18 protein-coding genes are annotated in these 20,527 nt (G+C 61.1%); 12 read left to right on the top strand and 6 right to left on the bottom strand.

What is annotated here, in order from left to right:
• The first annotated feature begins 104 nt into the window (after positions 1-104).
• Positions 105-1,070, top strand: coding sequence for a Gfo/Idh/MocA family protein (locus GTF44_RS12580; RefSeq protein ID WP_171561550.1), 966 nt, complete (start codon positions 105-107; stop codon positions 1,068-1,070).
• A gap of 51 nt (positions 1,071-1,121) precedes the next feature.
• Positions 1,122-1,430 carry a DUF4389 domain-containing protein gene (locus GTF44_RS12585; RefSeq protein ID WP_171561552.1) on the top strand — a complete coding sequence of 103 codons (309 nt, stop codon included), beginning with the start codon at positions 1,122-1,124 and terminating at the stop codon, positions 1,428-1,430.
• Here the strand turns inward: GTF44_RS12585 and GTF44_RS12590 are convergent.
• Together GTF44_RS12590 and GTF44_RS12595 are read right to left on the bottom strand one after the other, a co-directional pair.
• Positions 1,427-2,173, bottom strand: a complete 747-nt coding sequence (locus tag GTF44_RS12590) for a class II aldolase/adducin family protein (RefSeq protein WP_171561554.1) — start codon at positions 2,171-2,173, stop codon at positions 1,427-1,429. The genes GTF44_RS12585 and GTF44_RS12590 overlap by 4 nt on opposite strands.
• On the bottom strand, positions 2,170-3,297 hold the full coding sequence (locus GTF44_RS12595; protein WP_171561556.1) for a TauD/TfdA family dioxygenase: 1,128 nt from the start codon (positions 3,295-3,297) through the stop codon (positions 2,170-2,172). Before GTF44_RS12595 ends, GTF44_RS12590 begins: the two co-directional genes overlap by 4 nt.
• A 120-nt stretch (positions 3,298-3,417) precedes the next feature.
• On the opposite strand from GTF44_RS12595, the gene GTF44_RS12600 reads away from it, so the two are divergent.
• From GTF44_RS12600 to GTF44_RS12615, 4 genes are all read left to right on the top strand, one after another.
• A complete protein-coding gene (locus GTF44_RS12600) occupies positions 3,418-4,302 on the top strand; it encodes a LysR family transcriptional regulator (protein ID WP_171561558.1) in 885 nt (294 codons plus the stop codon).
• Between the two features lie 127 nt (positions 4,303-4,429).
• Entirely contained in the window at positions 4,430-6,085 is a 1,656-nt protein-coding gene (locus GTF44_RS12605; protein WP_171561559.1) for a tryptophan halogenase family protein, read from the top strand.
• A gap of 189 nt (positions 6,086-6,274) precedes the next feature.
• A complete protein-coding gene (locus tag GTF44_RS12610; RefSeq protein ID WP_171561561.1) occupies positions 6,275-7,492 on the top strand; it encodes a biopolymer transporter ExbB in 1,218 nt (405 codons plus the stop codon).
• A gap of 6 nt (positions 7,493-7,498) precedes the next feature.
• Positions 7,499-9,457: a peptidoglycan -binding protein gene (locus tag GTF44_RS12615; RefSeq protein ID WP_171561563.1), complete on the top strand. Its 1,959-nt coding sequence runs from the start codon at positions 7,499-7,501 to the stop codon at positions 9,455-9,457.
• On the opposite strand, the gene GTF44_RS12620 is transcribed toward GTF44_RS12615, so the two are convergent.
• The 3 genes from GTF44_RS12620 to gloB all read right to left on the bottom strand — a co-directional run bounded on the left by GTF44_RS12620 (position 9,454) and on the right by gloB (position 13,746).
• Positions 9,454-10,428, bottom strand: coding sequence for a M23 family metallopeptidase (locus tag GTF44_RS12620; RefSeq protein WP_171561565.1), 975 nt, complete (start codon positions 10,426-10,428; stop codon positions 9,454-9,456). The genes GTF44_RS12615 and GTF44_RS12620 overlap by 4 nt on opposite strands.
• On the bottom strand, positions 10,425-12,764 hold the full coding sequence (gene clpA, locus GTF44_RS12625) for an ATP-dependent Clp protease ATP-binding subunit ClpA (protein ID WP_171561567.1): 2,340 nt from the start codon (positions 12,762-12,764) through the stop codon (positions 10,425-10,427). The genes GTF44_RS12620 and clpA overlap by 4 nt, the downstream gene beginning before the upstream one ends.
• Before the next feature lie 208 nt (positions 12,765-12,972).
• Positions 12,973-13,746, bottom strand: coding sequence for a hydroxyacylglutathione hydrolase (gene gloB / locus GTF44_RS12630; RefSeq protein ID WP_171561569.1), 774 nt, complete (start codon positions 13,744-13,746; stop codon positions 12,973-12,975).
• A 63-nt stretch (positions 13,747-13,809) separates the two neighbouring features.
• Here gloB and GTF44_RS12635 point away from each other — a divergent pair, with 63 nt between their 5' ends.
• From GTF44_RS12635 to GTF44_RS12660, 6 genes are all read left to right on the top strand, one after another.
• Positions 13,810-14,586 (top strand): class I SAM-dependent methyltransferase, encoded by a 777-nt coding sequence (locus GTF44_RS12635; RefSeq protein WP_171561571.1) that lies wholly within the window; start codon positions 13,810-13,812, stop codon positions 14,584-14,586.
• Positions 14,587-14,834: 248 nt separating this feature from the next.
• Complete coding sequence (locus GTF44_RS12640; protein ID WP_145215891.1) at positions 14,835-15,395, top strand: F0F1 ATP synthase subunit delta; 561 nt, start codon at positions 14,835-14,837, stop codon at positions 15,393-15,395.
• Positions 15,396-16,934: a F0F1 ATP synthase subunit alpha gene (gene atpA, locus GTF44_RS12645; RefSeq protein WP_171561573.1), complete on the top strand. Its 1,539-nt coding sequence runs from the start codon at positions 15,396-15,398 to the stop codon at positions 16,932-16,934.
• 12 nt (positions 16,935-16,946) lie between these two features.
• A complete protein-coding gene (locus GTF44_RS12650) occupies positions 16,947-17,822 on the top strand; it encodes a F0F1 ATP synthase subunit gamma (RefSeq protein ID WP_171561575.1) in 876 nt (291 codons plus the stop codon).
• A 20-nt stretch (positions 17,823-17,842) separates the two neighbouring features.
• A complete protein-coding gene (gene atpD, locus GTF44_RS12655; RefSeq protein WP_171561577.1) occupies positions 17,843-19,267 on the top strand; it encodes a F0F1 ATP synthase subunit beta in 1,425 nt (474 codons plus the stop codon).
• Positions 19,268-19,279: 12 nt separating this feature from the next.
• The gene (locus tag GTF44_RS12660) at positions 19,280-19,693 is read left to right on the top strand and encodes a F0F1 ATP synthase subunit epsilon (protein WP_171561579.1); all 414 of its coding nucleotides are present in this window, start codon (positions 19,280-19,282) and stop codon (positions 19,691-19,693) included.
• Between the two features lie 147 nt (positions 19,694-19,840).
• Here the strand turns inward: GTF44_RS12660 and GTF44_RS12665 are convergent, their stop codons facing one another.
• Entirely contained in the window at positions 19,841-20,404 is a 564-nt protein-coding gene (locus tag GTF44_RS12665) for a hypothetical protein (protein WP_171561581.1), read from the bottom strand.
• Positions 20,405-20,527: the final 123 nt, after the last annotated feature.

Below are 20,527 nucleotides of genomic sequence, written 5' to 3' on the forward strand. Positions count from 1 at the left end.
CTCCCCCCAAATGCCCAAACAAAAGCCCCCCTTGCAAATCAGCAAGGGGGGCTTTCTTGTGACTGGACGCTGATCTAACACCGCGTCCGAGCAGGGAGGCGACTATGACAAATCACATCCGTTGGGGCGTTCTGGGTGCGTCGAATTTCGCGAAAACCACGATGGCGCCAGCAATCAACGAGGCGCGGCGCGGTGTCTTGGCGACTGTCGCGAGCCGTCATACGGAAAAAGCGGCGCCTTTTGCCGAACTGGCCCCAGGGCTCCGTGTTCATAACAGCTATGAAGCGCTCTTGGCGGACCCCAAGATTGATGCCATTTACATCCCGCTGCCCAATGCCTTGCACGTGGAGTGGTCGCTCAAAGCCGCCGAGGCGGGTAAAGCGGTTCTTTGCGAAAAGCCCATCGCGCTCACCGAGGCGGATTTTGATCGGCTGATCGCGGCGCGGGATCGTCATGGCCATCTGATCGCCGAAGCCTTCATGCCGGTCCACCATCCGCAATGGACCAAAACCCGCGATTTGATTGCCGAGGGCGCAATTGGCGATCTGCATCACGTCACCGGTGTCTTTACCTATGGCTTGAGCGACCCGGCCAATGTGCGCAACAGCGCCGATCTGGCCGGCGGCGCATTACGCGATGTAGGTGTCTATCCGATCGGCACATTTCGGTTCGCGACCGGGCTGGAGCCCGAGGTCACTGATGCCGAGATGATCCGGGAGGCGGGCGTCGATGCCTCGACCTGGATTTCGGCACAAGTCGGCGCGGTGCGGTTGAGATTTCATGTCTCGATGCGGGCTTCGCGACGACAAGAGATGGTGTTTGAAGGCACCCAAGGCCATATCCGCCTGCCCGCGCCGTTCAATGCTGGCAATCATGCCGAGGCCCAGGTGCAGCTGTGGCGAGATGGCCGGGAAGACCGCATCTTCCGCTTTCCGAAAGACCGGCAATATGTGGCTCAGGTGGAGGCGTTTAACGCTACCCTTCTTGATGGCGCGCCCTATGCCTGCCCGCTTGAGTTTTCGCGTGGCACGCAGGCCATGATCGATGCGGTGTTTGAGGTGGTGTCTTGAGCTGCCCTTGGGGTAGTCTTACGCTGAGTCCCGTGACCCAGGAGAAATCAGATGCCGCTCAGCGATGAAGAAAAGGTCGATGGCCGCCTGAATGGCGAGCAAGATGAACCCAGTGGTCGGGAAGGCCTGGTCATGCGGCTGATCTATATGATCATCATCGCCGTCATGATCAGCTTTGCGCAGACGGTTCTTGGCGTGCTGACGATTATCCAATTCGTCATCATGGTGATTAATAATGGCGAGCCGAATGCACGCTTGGCCGAATTTGGCACCGATCTTGGCATTTGGATCGCCAAGGCCGCCCGGTTTCAGACCGCAGCGAGCGAAGTGAAACCCTGGCCCTGGACCGAGCTGGACTAGTCTTTGTAGTCCGGCTGCTCCCGGTCGAGCATCCGTTTCAGATAGGCGAAATGCGCGAAGCTGGCACCGGCATAGTCGGCCCAACTGGCGGCCGTTTTGGCGGCAATTTCGTCTGACATGATGTTCAAGCGCTGGCCACTGGCATAGGCGCGCATCTGAATTTCGGCCGCCTTTTCAAAGAAATACACCTGTTCGAAGGCCTCGGCGACGGTATCGGCAATGACGCTCAGCCCGTGATTGCCCATCATCAGGACCGAATGGTTGCCAAAGGCATGCGCGATCCGATTGCCCTCTTCGGCGTCATCGGCCATGCCACCAAAACCCAGATCGACGCCCATATGGAAGAACCGCGCGGTATTCTGGTCAATCGGATAAAGCCGGGGATCTTTCAGGCTCGCAAGCGCGGTGGTGTGCGGTGGGTGCAGATGCAACATCACCCGGGCATTGGGCCGCAACCGATGGACGGTGCCATGGATGCACCAGGCCGAGGCATCCGGGGCCTGATCGGCCGCCATAATGCTCTCATCATCGGCATCCAGGACTTGTAAATCACTCGCTCTGATCTCCGCGAAATGCCGCCATTTCGGGTTCATCAGGAAGCGTTTCCCATCGCTGGAGATCGCGGCGCTGAAATGATTGCCAACAGATTCGTGCCAGCCGAAATGAACCGCGAGGCGGAAGGCCGCGGCAAGGTCCACGCGGAGGGCCTGAACCTCGTCGGTGCTCAGATCCCGGGGGCTCATGCCTGCCCCTGTGCGACCAGCGCGCGATATGTGCTGCGCAACTCGCCCCGGTCGGTGTAGCAGCCGCGCAGATGACGCTCGCCAGAGGTCGCAGAATAGGCCTCGCGCCCATGGACGATGCGGTGATTGTCGAAACAGATGCATTCGCCCGCGTTGAGCCGGAATCGCATCAAATATGTCGGGTCATGCATATGGCGGGCAAAGCGCCAATAGGCCGGGTAATATCGGTCGAGAAAGCGTTGGTCGTGATCAAACACGTCCTGCAAATGGCCGCTGATGGTCAGCCCGGTGACCTCACCCCGCGTGTTCAGTTCGATCACCCGCTGCCGGGCGCGCATGTCGAAGCTTTCATGTTCGCAGAAAAACGGGATGTCGGTCTCCGCGAGCAGTGCGAAATCCTCTGGGTTCGAGTTGCGGAAATCTTCGGCGACGGCGAGCCCGTCCAGAAACAGGCTGTCGCCACCTGCCACGCTGTTCGCAAGGCAATGCAGGTACTGAATGCCGGGCGGCAGATCCTCCGGTGGCAGATCCGTGTGCATTTCCAAAGCCTTGGAGGTGAAGGCCAGGTTGGTCGGTTTAATATGGGTCTTGACCTCGAAGGATGGCCCAAAGAACGAAGCCCGGATATGACCGAGGAGTCCGGCGGTGTCTTCCAACCCGGTTGGATTCTCCGGCATCTCGGTCACGAGCGCCACGCCATCGGTCAGAAGTGCCTTGGCCCAGGCGGCTCGCTCTGCAGGATTGGCGATCACCTCCGGCTGCGCGAAGCGCTGCATGTTGGGATAATGGTCGCTGAACCAGGGTTTTCGGGGCAGATCGGCGGGGTCGGGGCGCGGTGTGGCGCTGCTATTGGTTGCCAGGAACTCAAGATTGTGGCGGCTGATATGATCTTCCCCTTGCCACGAGATCACCAGATGGGTGTCCGTAATGTCGGCTGTTGTTGCGCGGGGCGGGGCGGGCAAGGTCTGAAGATCGAAACTCCGCTCACGGGTTTGGGGATCGAAGGAACTGGGGCAGTTATCGCGCAGCCAGAAATAGTTGAAATAGGCGCGCGCGCCATCTGTCAGATGGAGTGTCAGGCCCTGATCCTGCAACGTGACAGCCGGTTTGGTCAGTGTGTTCATTGCCGATGTCCTGATCTTATGTTGTGCGCCTGAGGCTTCCCATATTCATCAAGGTAAAATTGCCTTGTGTTTCCTGACAATGCGGAAAAAACTGATCATAGTATAATTTGAAATGATCATATGTCTGACCACATTCCGCTCCGCTTGCTCCAGGTTTTTGAAACGGTGATCCGCTCCGGTGGGTTTCGCCCGGCGAGCCGTATGCTGAATGTGAGCCAGGCGGCGGTGAGCCAATCAATACGGCAGCTTGAGGATCACCTCGGCATTCGCTTGCTCGACCGAAGCACCCGACCCGCGACACTCACCCGGGCCGGGCAGATCCTGCATGGCGCAACCAGTGAGGGCCTGGCGCGGATCGACGCGGCTTTGGAAGAGGTCCGCGCGCTTCAGCAAGAGGAAGACCCCGACACCATCACGCTTGCCTGTTCGGTCGGCGTGGCGACCTATTGGCTGATGCCGCGCCTGGCGTTGGTGACGGCGGAGATGCCTGAGATTGCCGTGAATGTGCTGACCACGCATCACGGCGCGCCCGAGTTGGCGCCGGGCGTCGATCTGGCGATCCGCTTTGGCGACGGTGCTTGGCAGGACGGGGCGGTCAGCCTTTTGTTTGAGGAATGCATCCGCCCGGTCTGTCACCCCAATCTCGCGGGGGTGAAATGGCAGCAGAGCCCGGCCCTACATGTCACGACCGACGATCCACGATGGGTGAGCTGGGCGGAATATCGGCGTCGCGCGGGCTTGTCGCCAAGCCAAGGGCGGGCGGTGCAATTCACCAACTACGTCCAAGCGACGCAGGCGGCGTTGAACGGGCAGGGGGTGATGTTGGGCTGGCGCTCGATCACCGGCGATTTGGAGGCGACGGGGCAGCTTGTGCCGGTCGGCCCCGCAGTTGCCCCAGCCGACGATTTCTACCTTGTCGCGGCGCGCGGCCCGGCCAAAGCCGAGACACGGGCGACCGTGGCTCAAGCCTTGCAACGAGCCGTGGGCGTTGTTGCAAAAGGGTAAGCAGACTGGTCAGGCGGTTTTTCGCCCGTTAGGCTAAGCCCAGAGTTCGATTTCCGACGCTGTATTATTTGATCACGCATTCAAAATGGGCCGCGGGTGTCCGGCGCCGCGGTGGACGGGGGACATCATGGGCGCACCGATTACAGACGTTACCATTGTGGGCGGCGGCACGGCGGGGTGGCTGACCGCGACCTTGTTGCAAAGCATTCTGACGCGGCCAGGGCGGGCCAGCAAAGACGTCAAAATCACCCTGATTGAATCGCCGAACGTGCCGACCGTCGGCGTGGGTGAGGCCACCGTGCCCGGCATGCCGCGCACGCTCAGAAATGCCGGAATCCCAGAGCAGGAGTTTTTCAAGACCTGCAATGCGTCCTTCAAACTCGGCGTGCTGTTTCGCAATTGGAATGTCGATAAAGACGGCCAGCAGATTGATTATGTGAACCCGTTCAACCCGGTGCCCTCGGTCGAAGGTATCGACGCCGGGTATTTTATGCTGCGTCACGGGGCCGGGGCGCTGGATTTCGTGCAGACTTATTCCGCTGCTGTCGATTTGGCCCGCGCGTTCAAAGGGCCGCGCGCGCTTGGGGCTAAAGAGTATGATCGGCGGATCGGCTTCGCCTATCATCTGGATGCCGGCAAGTTCGCCCATATGTTGCGCGATATCTGCGTGGAACGGGGTGTCACCCATATCCTCGAAGATGTGGTCGATGTGGAGCAGGATGAGCGGGGCTATATCGCGGCGGTGAACCTAGAGGAAAGCGGCCGCCATCCGGTGCAGTTGGTAATTGATTGCACCGGGTTCCGAGGGGTGATTATCAACCAGGTTTTGAAGGAACCCTTTGTTTCTTATTCAAAATACTTGGCCAACGACAAAGCGCTCGCGGTGCAGATCCCGCATTCCGACCCCGCCAAACTGCCTTCGGTCACCCAATCGACGGCGCTTGGCGCTGGATGGGTCTGGCGCGTGCCGCTCTATCATCGGATCGGCACCGGTTACGTGTTTTCCAGCGCGCATCGAACGGATGAGCAGGCAATGGATGAATTCCTGGCCCATCTGGGGGATGAGGCCAAGGGGGCAGAACCGCGCGTCATCCCGATGCGGGTTGGGCGGACGCGGAATGCCTGGGTCAAGAACTGCGTTGCGGTCGGTCTGTCGGGCGGCTTTATCGAGCCGCTGGAATCCACCGCGATCCACATGATTGATACCGCCGTGCGCTGGCTGGCAACGTATTTCCCGGATCAGGATTTCCCCGAGCCGCTCCGGGCCCGCTACAACAAGCTGTCCAATGCGCTTTATGACGAGGTGCGTGACTTCATCTGCCTGCATTACGCGCTTGGGAACCGGACCGATGACCCTTATTGGATCGACGCGCGGAATATGGAGGTGCCGGATAGCCTCGCCGAGAATCTCGAACTATGGAAACACACATTGCCAGGGCCATATGACCTTGAATTCGCGTCCCTTTTCTCGCCGGGTGTGTATCAGACCGTGCTTCTTGGCAAACGGGTCTATGAGACCGGGTATGGCAGCCCGACAATGACCGCGACCCTGCCTCTGCGGCAGGAGGTCTGGGGCCGCCATCTGCAAAATGCGCGCGCCGCGATCAAGCAATCGGTGGAGGCCGCCGCTGATCACCGGATGCTGCTCACCGAACTCAGGGGGGAGGCGACCCCCGCGCCGTTCCTGCCGCTCGCACAAGCAACCGTTGGGATGCCCGGTGCGGCTGCCCCCAAAGCTGCGGCCCTCGCGGTCCCCGAAAAGGAAGATGCCAGCCTCCTTTGATCACGCGAACCTGCGGTGGGGGCGGCCTGAACGGCCAACCCTGACGCCTCGCAACAGCGCTGTCGAAATCCAAGCCAAGCGATGATGCGGTATTGAATCGAGGCACGGTCGGCGTCTTTCGCGTGCTTGGCAGAGACGCACAAGCCTTGTAGGCTGTGCCGACCCAATCAGGATGGCCAAAGACCAGCCATGACGAGCAGATCCATCGGCGCCCCGGCGCCCCGTTTTACCCAACCGTCGCGGCAGATCGTGTTGATGCTGATCATCTGCGGTCTTGTCGGCTTTGGCGGGGTGATTGTCTATCCGCGTGTCGAGCCGGTGTTCCTGGCCAATCCGTTCCTGAATGGAACCATCGCGATTGTCTTTGTGGTCGGCGTGCTGGCCTGTTTCTGGCAGGTGCTACAGCTCTTTTCCTCGGTCAGTTGGATTGAGGGCGTCGCAACGGATCGTGACGGTCATGATATGGAGCGGGCGCCGCGCTTGCTGGCGCCGTTGTCGGGTGTGTTCCGGGGCAGGGGCGCGCGGATGCAGCTTACGTCTTCGTCTTCGCGCTCGATCCTCGACTCCGTGGGCGCGCGGATGGAAGAAAGCCGCGATATCACCCGATACATTGCCAACCTGTTGATTTTCTTAGGCCTTCTGGGCACGTTTTTCGGCCTCGCTACAACCGTTCCGGCCGTGGTTGAGACGATCCGCAGCTTGCAGCCAACCGAGGGCGAGGAGGGGATCGCCGTTTTTGGCCGCTTGATGGATGGGCTGGAGGATCAGTTGGGCGGCATGGGCACGGCCTTTGCTTCCTCGCTACTGGGCCTCGCGGGGTCTTTGGTTGTGGGGCTGCTGGAGCTTTTCGCGGGCCATGGGCAGAACCGGTTTTACCGCGAGATGGAGGAATGGCTGTCGACCATCACACGCGTCGGGTTTTCCTCCTCGGATGGCGACGGCGGCGGTGTCGACCGTGGCGCAATCGCCACCGTGCTTGATCACATGGTCGACCAGATCGACACGCTGCAAAGCCTCTTCGCTCAATCCGAGAGCCGCCGGGCTGAGACCGAAACCCGTATGATGGAACTCTCGGCCTCGGTCTCCGCGCTGACCGACCGTCTTGGCCCGGGCCCGGTTGAGGCGACCGAACGGTTGGCGGCGGCGCAAGACCGGCTTTCGGAGGTGCTGGCCGCGACGCAAGGTGAGGCAGGGATCGATGCCGAAAGCCGGATGCGACTCCGCTCGATTGACGTGCAGCTTTTGAAGATTTTCGAAGAAATGGGGGCAGGTCGAAACGACGAAATCGACGCCCTGAGAGGGGATTTGCAAGCCCTCACCGAGGCGTTGAAGCACCTGACCCAAGCCGCCGCCGAGCCCGCCCCGAGCCCCCGTCAACCTGCGCGTGCGCCTCGCGGCGGGGAGTGACCGGCCATGGCCTTTCACCGACGGGCAGGTACACGGTTCACCGCCTCGATCTGGCCGGGATTTGTGGATGCGATCACCGCGCTCTTGATGGTGATGATCTTCCTGCTGACGATTTTCATGGTGGTGCAATATGTGCTTCGCGAAGAGATCAGCACCCAGGATGATGAGCTGAACCAGCTGAATGCGCAGCTCAACCAGCTCGCCGATGCGCTTGGCCTGGCGCAGGGTGCGAACGCGCGGTTGGAGGATCGGGTGGCGACCCTTGGCGCAAATCTGGCTGATGCGCAGGCTGAGGCCGAGTTGCAGGCGGCTCTGATCGCCTCTTTGAGTGCCGAGGGGGAGGCTCAGGCTGCGCGGCTCGCCAGCTTCGAAGAGCAGGTCGCGTCGCTTCTCGCGGCCAACACCGAACTGACCGCAGATCGCGATGCGGCCCGCGCCGAGATCACTGAGCGGATCAGTCAGGCCGAGGCGTTGCAACTTGCGCTCGCGACGGCCCGGTCCGAAGTGGATGCAGCGGCTGAAGCGGCGCGCTTGGCTGCAGCCGAACGCGAGGCGTTGGAAGCGCTGATTGCGGATTTGCAGAGTGATGCGGCAAGCACCGAGGCCACTTTGGCTCAGACGCTAGCGGCCTTGCAGGTGGCGGAGGCGGACAGCGCCGCGCTCAATGCCGAGATTGCCGAATTGCAAGATGATCTGAGCGCTGAGGAGGCGGCGCGTTTGGCCGAGGTCGCGGCGGCGGAAGCGTTACGCGCCCGGCTGGCGGAGACCGAGACCGCCTTGAGTGCCGAGGAAACAGTGCGTTTGGCCGAAGCGGCCGCGGCCGAAGCGTTGCGCGCACGGCTCGAAAACGCGGATGCGGAGCTGACCGCCATGGCGCTTGCCTTGGAAGAACAGCGGCGCGCGGCGGAAGAGACGCTCACCCTTTTGGCCGCCGCCAATGCCGCCGAAGACGATCTCGCGGCACGGCTGGCCGCCGCCCTGGCCGACGGTGCCAGTGAGGCCGAGACGGCGGCGGCTCTTGAGGCCGCCTTGGCCGAGGCCGAAGCCCGCGCCGCTGCATTGCAGAGCGACGGGCAAGGTCAGGCCGAACGGCTTTCGGCGCTTGAAACCGCGCTTGCCGAAGCATTGGCGGCGCAACGTTTGGCCGAAGCCGAACTCGACAACAATCTAACCGAAGCGGAGATCCGTGCGGCGCTCCTGGCGCAGGCCAATCTCGAATTGCAAGAGGCCGAGGCGCTGTCCGCAGAGAGCCAGCGTCAGGTCGCGGCGCTGAACGAGCAGGTGGCGGCGCTCAGGGCACAATTGGGCGGTCTGCAAACACTGCTTGATGCGTCGGCAGCGCGCGATGCGGAGGCCGAGGTTCAGATTGAAACGCTTGGGGCGCAGTTGAACACCGCCTTGGCGCAACTGGCATCGGAGCAGAGCGCCCGTGCAACTTTGGAGGCGGCGGAGGCGGCACGGTTGGCCGAAGAAGCGGCCCGGCTTGCGAGCGAAGCCCAGGAGTTGGAACGCTACCGCTCGGAGTTTTTCGGGCGACTGCGGGCCTTGTTGGAGGGGCGCGAGGGGGTTCGGATCGACGGGGACCGGTTCGTTTTTTCCTCCGAGGTGCTGTTTGAATCCGCATCCGCCGAATTGGCGCCCGAGGGCCGGGCACAGATTGCCAATGTCGCCGCGCTGCTCGCAGAGATCGCGGATGAGATCCCCGACAGCATCGATTGGATCATCCGAGTCGATGGGCATACCGACAACATTCCGCTCTCCGGCGGCGGGCGCTATGCCAATAACTGGGAGTTGAGCCAGGCGCGGGCGCTGTCGGTGGTGCTGTTCATGTCGGAAGATTTGGGCATTCCGCCCCGCCGGTTGGCGGCCACCGGGTTCGGCGAATACCGACCGATCAACCCGGAAAACTCGTCTGAAGCGCGGGCGCAGAACCGTCGGATCGAGTTGAAACTGACCGAGCGTTAATTGAGCGTCACTTGGGTTTCGATCCGGTCGATGGTTTCGCCACCTCGGGTGAGCGTGATTTCTCCGCTATAGAGGCCCGTCGGCCAGCCACCCGCCGGTGCACGGCGACCAGAGGCCCGGAAAAGCTGCGCTTGGGTCCGTTCCAAGGTCACGGTCTGGGAGTGGAAGAGGCTGCCATCAGGGGCCCTGATCCAGAGCGCAACCTCGTCGCCCGCTCGTCCACCGAACAGACTGCCCCAGATGACCAGGGCGGGCGCGGCCCGTGCGGTCAGCGTTGCTGCATCCGCCGTGCCGGCCTTGATCGCGTCGAATTCAGGAATGGTGTCCGAGAACCCGGCGGAGAGAAACCCGCCCATTTGCAGGGGGATCGGGTCGGCCCAGAGCGCATCGTGACCGATGCCGCACTGGGCTGTCTCCGATGGATCGAACGGGTCCACCACCGTGCCATTATGGCGGAGGGTCATATGAACATGCGGAAACTCGGTGTTGCCGGAGAGGCCGATCAAACCAAGCGGCGTGCCGGCTTCAACGGCATCGCCCGTTGCGACCAAGACGCTGCCCATGCGCAGGTGGCAGTACTGCGTTTCCCAGCCATCCTCGTGGGTGATCGCAACGCCATTGCCGCAATCCTGGCCCACGGGCATGCCAGCTTGGCCTGTGTCCGGCACACCACCCCGGATGCCGCGCACCACGCCAGGGGCGGCGGCGGTGACCATGACGCCCGCCGCCATCGCCTCCAGGTCAGGCAGGCGGATATCGGTGCCTTGGTGAGTGTCATAGCTGAGCGGGCCGCAGGTAAAATCCCGCGCCCCAGGCCCCGGATCCCGGTCGACAAATTGTTGCAGGAAACAGGTCTCGCCAAGGGTGCAGTCGACCGGAAAGGCCAAGTCCGGTGCGTCTGCCCAAGCGTTGGATGCAAAAACGGCGGCCCCGGTGAGGACCGCCGCTTTGAAGATGTTCCGTCGTATCATTCCGCCGTCAGGAGCGGCGGCTTTTTCTTCGGCGAGAGCCGTGGGCTGCCCGGCTCTTCGATCCTGAGATCGATCTCGCCATCTTTCACCCCGACCTTCACATTGCCGCCTTTGGCGAGTTTGCCAAACAACAGCTCTTCGGCAAGCGGCTTCTTGATATGCTCCTGGATCACCCGGCCAAGCGGACGGGCGCCCATCTTGTCGTCATAGCCCTTATCGGCCAGCCATTCGGCGGCGGGCCGGGTCAGTTCGATGGTGACATTCCGGTCAAGCAACTGTGCCTCAAGCTGCAACACGAACTTCTCGACAACCTGCAAGATGATCTCTTTGCCAAGCGGCGCGAAGGAGATCACTGCATCCAGACGGTTGCGGAACTCGGGCGTGAAGGTGCGCTCAATCGCGGCGGTGTCTTCGCCCTCGCGACGGTCGCGGCCAAAGCCGATTGCGGCTTTCGCCTGTTCTGTCGCGCCCGCGTTCGAGGTCATGATCAGAACCACATTGCGGAAATCCACCGACCGGCCATTGTGATCGGTCAGCGTGCCGTGATCCATGACCTGAAGCAGGATGTTGAACACATCCGGATGCGCTTTCTCGATTTCGTCGAGCAAGAGCACACAATGCGGGTGCTGATCCACGCCATCGGTCAGGAGGCCGCCCTGGTCAAAACCGACATAGCCCGGAGGCGCGCCGATCAGGCGGGAAACCGCGTGTTTCTCCATATATTCCGACATGTCAAAGCGCAGCAGTTCCACGCCAAGCGTATCGGCGAGCTGTTTCGCAACCTCGGTTTTGCCGACGCCGGTGGGGCCCGCAAAGAGGTAGTTGCCGATCGGCTTCTCCGGTTCGCGCAGGCCCGCACGGGCCAGTTTGATCGCAGAGGATAGCGCTGTGATCGCCTTGTCCTGCCCGAAGACCACGCGTTTCAGCGTCACTTCGAGATCTTTCAGCACCTCGGCATCGTCTTTCGAGACGTTTTTCGGCGGGATGCGGGCGATTTTGGCAACGACGGCCTCGATCTCTTTCGCGCCGATGGTTTTCCGGCGTTTGGATTCCGCCACCAGATGTTGCGCCGCACCGGCCTCGTCAATCACGTCGATGGCTTTGTCCGGCAGTTTCCGATCATTGATATAGCGCGCCGACAGCTCGACGGCGGTTTTGATCGCGTCATTGGTGTATTTGATGTCGTGATGATCCTCGAAATAGGGCTTGAGACCCCGCAGGATTTTCACCGCATCTTCCACCGACGGTTCATTCACGTCGATTTTCTGGAATCGGCGGCTGAGCGCGCGGTCCTTCTCGAAATGCTGACGGAACTCTTTGTAGGTCGTCGACCCCATGCAGCGCAGCTTGCCGCCCTGAAGGGCAGGCTTCAGCAGGTTGGAGGCATCCATCGCGCCGCCAGAGGTCGCGCCCGCGCCGATCACGGTATGGATTTCGTCGATGAACAGCACCGCGTCCGGATGATCTTCCAGCTCCGTCACCACGGCCTTCAGGCGTTCTTCGAAATCACCGCGATAGCGGGTACCAGCCAGAAGGGCGCCCATATCCAGCGAATAGATCGTCGCGCCGGACAGCACTTCAGGCGTCTCGCCTGAAACGATTTTCCGGGCAAGCCCTTCGGCAATCGCCGTTTTGCCCACGCCGGGGTCGCCCACGAGCAGCGGGTTGTTCTTGCGGCGGCGGCAGAGCACCTGGATGCAGCGTTCCACCTCGTGATCGCGCCCGATCAGCGGGTCCACGTCGCCTTTTTCGGATTTGGCATTCAGATCGACGCAGTATTTCGCCAGCGCCGATTCCTTTTGCTCCCCTTCACCCTCGCTGCCTTGGGGATTCTGCGCGCTTTCATCCTCCATATCGGAGGCGCCAGACACGGGCCGCGCTTCGCCGTAAGACGGGTCTTTGGCGACGCCATGGGCGATGAAATTCACCGCGTCATAGCGGGTCATATCTTGCTCTTGCAGGAAATAGGCGGCGTTCGACTCGCGCTCGGCAAAGATCGCGACCAACACATTGGCCCCGGTCACTTCGGTGCGGCCCGAGGATTGCACATGGATCGCGGCGCGTTGAATCACCCGTTGGAACGCGGCAGTGGGAACGGCTTCGGAGCCTTCCACATCGGTTTCCAGCGTCGAGAGATCCTCGTCGATGAAATTCACAAGCGTCTCGCGCAGCGCCTCGATATCGACGCTACAGGCTTTCATGACTTTCGTGGCGTCCGGCTCGTCAAGCAACGCCAGCAAAAGATGTTCCAGGGTCGCCAATTCATGGCGGCGCGCGTTGGCCTGCGCCAGCGCTGCGTGAATGGCCTGCTCAAGGGTGTTCGAAAACGACGGCACGTGGGGTGCTCCTTTTCATATGCAGCGGGTTTTCGGGGAAGCTGCCCGCTGACGATGGCCTCATGTTATTAAGCTTCGGTTTTTGCGTCCGGGTTTCAAGGCAAAACTGATCAAATAATTCGTAACATGGCTGTAACCGGGTACCTCGGCCCCTTTTTTCTATGGCTGTTGTTGCCGTGCCCAGTTTTCGGGCGATTTGACATGTGTCTCAGAACCGATCCTTCCGCGCCCGGATTTCGGTGAAAACATCGACATCAGCGGCGCCGGATATGCCGATCGCGGTTTTCACCTCGTCGAGATGGGCGCGCAGAAACGGGTTGGTGGCCAGTTCATCGGCCAGGCTGCTTGGAACGGTTGGGGTGTTTGCCGCGCGGGCGGTCTCGATCTGCTGGACCCGAGAGATAAGGTCGGCGTTCTCAGGTTCAATGGTCAGCGCGAATTTCGCGTTGGCGGCAGTGTATTCATGGCCGGAGCAGACCAAGGTGTCTGGCGGCAGCGCGGCGAGCTTCTGCAAGCTTTCCCACATCTGCGCCGGGCTGCCCTCAAACAGCCGGCCGCAGCCAAGCGCCATCAGGCTATCGGCGGTAAACACCGCCTTGGCTGCGGGAAAGTGAAACGCGATATGGCCGATCGTATGGCCGGAGACGTCGATCACGGTTCCCGTCAGATCGCCAATTATGACCCTATCGCCCTCCGCCACCTGGTGGTCCAGCGGCGGCAAGCGCTCAACATCCGCCGCTGCGCCCCAAACCTGCGCGCCGGTCGCCGTGCGCAACTCGGCCAACCCTTCGACATGATCCCAATGGTGATGGGTCAGGAGGATGTCGCTTAAGGCCCAACCGCGTGTTTGCAGTTCCGCGAGAATCGGCGCGGCTTCGGGCGCATCGATCAAAGCCGTTCGGCCACTGGCCGGATCATGCAACAAAAACGCATAATTGTCGCTGAGACAGGGAATGGTCACGATCTGGGCGGTCTGGGCCATGGTAATCTCCGACGCTGCGGCTAAGGTGCCTGTGCAGCGTCGCCTACGGCCAAGGGGTTTGCAATGCATCTCGATGTTCTGGACCTGCGCCAGTTCTACTACCGGACCCGTTTGGGTCGGATCGCGCAGAAAGCCGTGCGCGATCAGGTGGAGGCGCTTTGGCCCGAGGCCAAAGGGCAAACCGTGGTGGGGTTCGGTTTTGCCGTGCCGCTTTTGCGCCCGTATCTGGCCGATGCGCGCCGGGTGATCGGCTTGATGCCGGCGGAGCAGGGGGTGATGCCCTGGCCCGCCGGGCTCGATAACGTCTCCGTCCTTTGCCGCGAAGGGCGCTGGCCGATTGAAACCGGCTTTGCCGACCGGATTGTCTGTTTGCATGGGCTTGAGACCTCGGAACACCCGGCCTCCGTCTTGGAGGAATGCTCGCGTGTGTTGGGGCCTGGCGGGCGGGCGCTTTTCATCGTGCCGAACCGGTCCGGCATGTGGGCGCGGCGCGATGTGACCCCGTTTGGCTTTGGTCGCCCCTATTCGCTTGGCCAGTTAGAGGCGCAGTTGAAGCGCCATGATTTCGTGCCCGAGCGCCATGCCGCCGCGCTTTTCGCGCCGCCCAGCAATCGCCGTGCGTGGCTGAAGAGCGCCGAGATGGTCGAAAAGCTCGGTCGCAAACTCTCCTCCTATTACGCGGGCGGGGTGATCTTGGTCGAAGCCTCGAAGCAAGTCTATCAGCCGACGCGGCCCGGGCTGGCGGAACGGGTGCGGCGGCCGCTGCGGGTCTTGGATGGTGTGCCACAGCCCGCGGGCCTGTCGGGGCGCAGCGCATCAACGACCGTTCAGAATCGCTGATTTCGCGATAGAAATTGCCTATCTTGGGAAGCTTCAAAGCGTCGCAGTTTTCCACCCCATGGTCAAAGCCTTGAAAACTAAGGAAATGGCTGCATTTTGCCGGTTTGTCGTGGCGGTTGCAGCAATCCAACCCCTCTGTTAGATCAGGCGCGATTTTTGGGGAAACGGCGGGGGCCCACCCTGCACGTATGCGAACTGCCCGGGCGCGACCCTCGCGCGGCCTGGGCCAAAATACTGAAAGGGTGGACGTGTCCGAACCTGCTTCGATTTCGACCGGCATTGCCGCGCGCTACGCGACCGCAATGTTTGAACTGGCCACCGAAGCGAAAGCGCTCGACGCGCTCGAGGCCGATGTTTTCGCCCTTGAAGCCGCCCTGGCCGATAGCGCCGATCTGAGCGACCTGATCACCTCTCCGATTTACAGCCGCGATGAGACCGAAGCCGCGATTGGCGCGGTCGCCGCTGCGATGGGCCTGAATGACATGACCGGCAACACGCTGCGCCTGATGGCTGCAAAGCGTCGCTTGTTTGTTGTCCCGGCGCTGCTCCGCGCTCTGCGCGCGCAGATTGCCGAGCATAAAGGCGAAGTGACCGCCGATGTGATCTCGGCCAAGGCCTTGACCAAAACCCAATCGGACAAGCTGGCCAAAGCGCTGAAAGCATCCGTTGGTAAAGATGTGAACCTGAATGCGACCGTCGATGAAAGCCTCATCGGCGGTCTTGTTATCAAAGTTGGCTCGAAAATGATCGACAGCTCGATCCGCTCGAAGCTCAACGCCCTCCAGAACACTATGAAAGAGGTCGGATAAATGGCGATCCAAGCAGCAGAGATTTCTGCGATCCTGAAAGAACAGATCAAGAGTTTCGGTCAGGACGCCGAAGTTGCCGAAGTCGGCCGCGTGTTGTCCGTCGGTGACGGGATCGCCCGGGTTTACGGCCTCGACAATGTGCAGGCCGGTGAGATGGTCGAATTCCCTGGTGGTATTCAGGGCATGGCGCTGAACCTCGAAGCGGACAATGTCGGTGTCGTGATCTTCGGCTCCGACCGCGACATTAAAGAAGGTGACACCGTCAAGCGCACCAACTCCATCGTGGACGTGCCCGCAGGCGAGGGCCTTCTGGGCCGCGTTGTTGATGGCCTGGGCAACCCGCTCGACGGCAAAGGCGCTGTTGACGCCGCTGAGCGCCGTGTGGCGGATGTGAAAGCGCCGGGCATCATCCCGCGTAAGTCGGTGCATGAGCCGATGGCCACCGGCCTAAAAGCCATCGATGCGATGATCCCGATCGGTCGTGGTCAACGGGAACTCATCATTGGTGACCGTCAGACCGGCAAAACCGCCGTCGCGCTCGACACGATCCTGAACCAGAAGGCCTATAACGACGCCGCGGGCGATGATGAGAGCAAGAAGCTCTACTGCGTCTATGTCGCCGTGGGGCAGAAGCGTTCCACCGTGGCGCAGCTGGTGAAAAAGCTCGAAGAGACCGGCGCGATTGAATACTCGATTGTCGTCGCTGCCACCGCGTCGGACCCTGCGCCGATGCAGTTCCTGGCACCTTATGCTGCGACCGCCATGGCCGAATATTTCCGCGACAATGGCAAGCACGCGCTGATCATCTATGATGACCTGTCGAAACAGGCTGTGTCGTATCGTCAGATGTCGCTCTTGCTGCGTCGTCCGCCGGGCCGGGAAGCTTATCCGGGCGACGTGTTCTATCTGCACTCCCGCCTGCTGGAACGGTCGGCCAAGCTGAACGAAGATCACGGTGCTGGCTCGCTGACCGCGCTGCCGATCATCGAAACCCAAGGCGGCGACGTGTCGGCCTTTATTCCGACCAACGTGATCTCGATCACCGATGGCCAGATCTTCCTGGAAACCGAGTTGTTCTTCCAAGGCATCCGCCCCGCTGTGAACACCGGTCTGTCGGTGTCTCGCGTGGGCTCCTCGGCCCAAACCAATGCAATGAAATCGGTCGCGGGTCCGGTGAAACTGGAACTGGCGCAGTATCGCGAAATGGCCGCCTTTGCGCAGTTCGGTTCCGATCTCGACGCCTCGACGCAGCGCTTGCTGAACCGCGGCGCGCGCCTGACCGAGCTGATGAAACAGCCGCAGTATTCGCCGCTCACCAATGCCGAAATCGTCTGCGTGATCTTCGCGGGCACCCAAGGCTACCTGGACAATATCGGCACGCGCGATGTGGGCCGGTTTGAGCAAGGTCTGTTGACCCATCTGCGGTCCAAGCATGGCGATCTTTTGGATTACCTGACCAAGGAAGACCCGAAAATCAAAGGCGAAGCCGAGGATAAGATCCGCGCAGCGCTGGACGAATACGCCGCCGACTTCGCATAAGGGGACGGGTTCATGCCAAGTCTCAAGGACCTAAAAAACAGGATCGAGGCGGTCAAATCGACCCGCAAGATCACCAAGGCGATGCAGATGGTCGCCGCCGCCAAGCTGCGCCGGGCGCAAGAGGCGGCGGAGATGGCGCGTCCGTATGCCGAGAAGATGAATGACGTGATGGGCGGCCTTGCGGCCTCCGTTGGCAATGCCGAAGGCGCGCCGCGTCTTTTGGCGGGCACCGGCAGCGATCAAACCCATCTTCTGGTGGTGATGACCTCCGAACGCGGCCTCTGCGGTGGCTTTAACTCATCGATCGTGCGGCTGGCCCGCGCCAAAATCGAAGAGCTTTTGAGCGCGAACAAGACGGTGAAAATCATCACCGTTGGCAAGAAAGGCCGAGAGCAACTGAAGCGGGACTACCAGGATCATATGATCCATCACGTGGACCTGACCGAAGTAAAGCGCGTGGGCTATGCCAATGCCGCAGAGATCGCGTCTGATATTCTCGGCCGTTTCGATGCGGATGAGTTCGACGTCGCGACGATCTTCTTCAGCCGCTTCCAGTCGGTGATCAGCCAAGTGCCGACCGCGCAGCAGGTGATCCCGGCTGTGTTCGAGGCCAGCGAAGATGACAGCGCATCGACACTTTACGACTACGAGCCCTCGGAAGAAGCTATCCTGGAAGACCTATTGCCGCGTGGCGTCGCCACCCAGGTCTTCACCGCGCTTCTGGAAAATGCCGCCTCGGAGCAGGGCGCGCGGATGTCCGCGATGGACAACGCCACCCGCAACGCAGGCGAGATGATCGACAAACTGACGATCCAGTTTAACCGCTCGCGTCAGGCGGTCATCACCAACGAGCTGATTGAAATCATTTCGGGCGCCGAGGCGCTCTAAAGACAACCCGGAGAAACCACATGGCAAACGCAAAAGGCAAAGTGACCCAGGTCATCGGCGCCGTCGTGGACGTGCAGTTCGAAGATCACCTGCCGGAGATCTTGAACGCGCTGAACACCGACAATAATGGCAAAACCCTGGTCCTCGAAGTGGCCCAGCATCTGGGTGAAAACACAGTCCGCGCCATCGCGATGGACGCCACCGAAGGCTTGGTGCGCGGTCAAGAAGTGTCTGACACCGCTGGCCCGATCTCCGTGCCTGTCGGCGACGCGACGCTTGGCCGGATCATGAACGTTGTTGGCGACCCGGTTGATGAAAAAGGCCCGATTGGCGCCGATCAGCATCGCTCGATCCACGCCGATGCCCCGGAATTTGCCGAGCAATCCACCGCGTCGGAAATCCTTGTGACCGGCATCAAGGTGATCGACCTTCTCGCCCCTTACGCCAAGGGTGGTAAAATCGGCCTTTTCGGCGGTGCGGGCGTGGGTAAGACGGTTCTCATCCAGGAACTGATCAACAACATCGCCAAGGTTCACTCGGGCTACTCGGTGTTCGCCGGTGTCGGCGAACGGACCCGTGAGGGCAACGACCTTTACTACGAATTCATCGAATCCGGCGTGATCGACGCAGATGACCTGACCAAGTCGAAAGTGGCCTTGGTTTACGGTCAGATGAATGAGCCTCCGGGCGCGCGGATGCGGGTGGCTCTGTCGGGTCTGACGATGGCGGAAAGCTTCCGCGACCAGTCCGGGACCGACGTTTTGTTCTTCGTGGACAACATCTTCCGCTTCACCCAAGCGGGCTCCGAGGTGTCGGCGCTTCTGGGCCGTATCCCCTCCGCTGTGGGCTATCAGCCGACACTGGCCACCGATATGGGCTCGATGCAGGAACGCATCACCTCGACCAAGAACGGCTCGATCACTTCCGTGCAGGCGATCTACGTGCCTGCGGATGACTTGACCGACCCCGCGCCGGCCACCTCGTTTGCGCACCTCGACGCGACCACCGTTCTGTCCCGTGCGATTTCGGAGCTCGGCATCTACCCGGCTGTGGACCCGCTCGACTCGACCTCGCGGCTGATGGACCCCGCCGTTGTTGGCGAGGAGCACTACAGCGTGGCCTTCGACGTCCAGGGTATCCTGCAGCGCTACAAGTCGCTGCAAGACATCATCGCCATTCTCGGCATGGATGAACTCTCCGAAGAGGATAAACTGACCGTGGCCCGCGCCCGGAAAATTCAGCGTTTCCTCTCGCAGCCCTTCGACGTAGCGAAAGTCTTCACCGGCTCCGACGGTGTGCAGGTGCCGCTGGAAGAGACCATCGCGTCCTTCAAGGCTGTGGTTGCTGGCGAGTATGATCACCTGCCCGAGGCGGCCTTCTACATGGTTGGCGGCATCGATGAAGTGGTCGCCAAGGCCGAACGGATGGCCGCAGAAGCCGCGTAAGGAGGGGCCACGATGGCCGATATGATGCAATTCGATATGGTGTCGCCCGAGCGCCGTTTGGCCTCGGTTCAGGCCAAGTCCGTGCAAATCCCTGGCGTTGACGGGGATATGACGGCGATGCCCGATCATGCGCCGATGATCACCACCTTGCGCCCCGGCGTTCTGAGCGTGGAGACGGCAACCGGCGAGACGATGGATTACATCGTGGTTGGCGGTTTCGCCGATGTCTCCGGCGCTGCGACGACGGTCCTCGCGGAACGTGCGCTGCCGAAAGACGAGGTGACTGCAGAGATGCTCGACGGCTTTATTGCAGAGGCCCGGGAGGCCCACGCAAAGGCCAGCGACACCCAGGTGCATGGTGTGGCCGACGCCGCGGCCAAACTGCTGGCAGACATGGAAGCGCTCAAAGGGCACATCAACCTCTGAGCCATACGCATTAGAGACGAAACCGCCGTCAAGGTTCGTCCCTGTCGGCGGTTTTTTCATGTCTTGGCCGAGCTCATCTTGATCAAGACCCCATCTATTCTGTCCCGCGCAGGGCGGGGCGATGACGTGTGCCCTGACCACATTGCCCTATCGAAAAGCGATTTCTACCGTCGTGGCCGTATTGAGTATTGCCGGAAGGGAGAAGACTTTGAGTATGGCTGTTCCATTGCCATGCGCCACGCGCCATTCGTCGACGTATCCGTCATCCCCCCAGTCCTCGATCTGTTCCCTTGTCGGAGTGACGTTGGAGAACCTAAACCCTCGATCATCGGTGGCGGTGAGCGCGGCTGCGGCAACAGCCTCAGGCGGGATATTGTACACAGTCAATTGGCAGGGGCCGAAGCGGTTATCATCTGCTGGCCACAACTCGATATTGTGGTCGTATACGCGGTGCACGAAAAATGGCGTATATGGCGTATAGTTGTGACGGCGTAGGTCAGCCCGATCCGCGCTTTCTGCGGTCATTGTATGAATTGTCTCCGCAGCTCGGCTTTGGTTGGGTAGGTTCGCCAGGCAAGCACGATCAAAATCCGCAAACATCGCTTGCAATGCCATCGGTTGGTCTGCCGCAGAATAATGGCGGGGTATGTTGGCACAGGCGGACAGAGCCGTCAGTGCGGTGCATGCAAAAGCTATCTTTAAAGAACGCATAATCTAAGCCTCTTTCTTAAGCGTCGATCCTTTAAAAAACGGCGCCGCCCGCGCTGTTGCAGCAAGCGGGCGCCTTTTGCATGTCTGAAGGTGAATCAGGCCGAGTTCTATGAGGCAAAAGTG

This window comes from Roseobacter sp. HKCCD6576-2 (assembly GCF_013179285.1).
GTDB lineage: Bacteria > Pseudomonadota > Alphaproteobacteria > Rhodobacterales > Rhodobacteraceae > Rhodophyticola > Rhodophyticola oceani.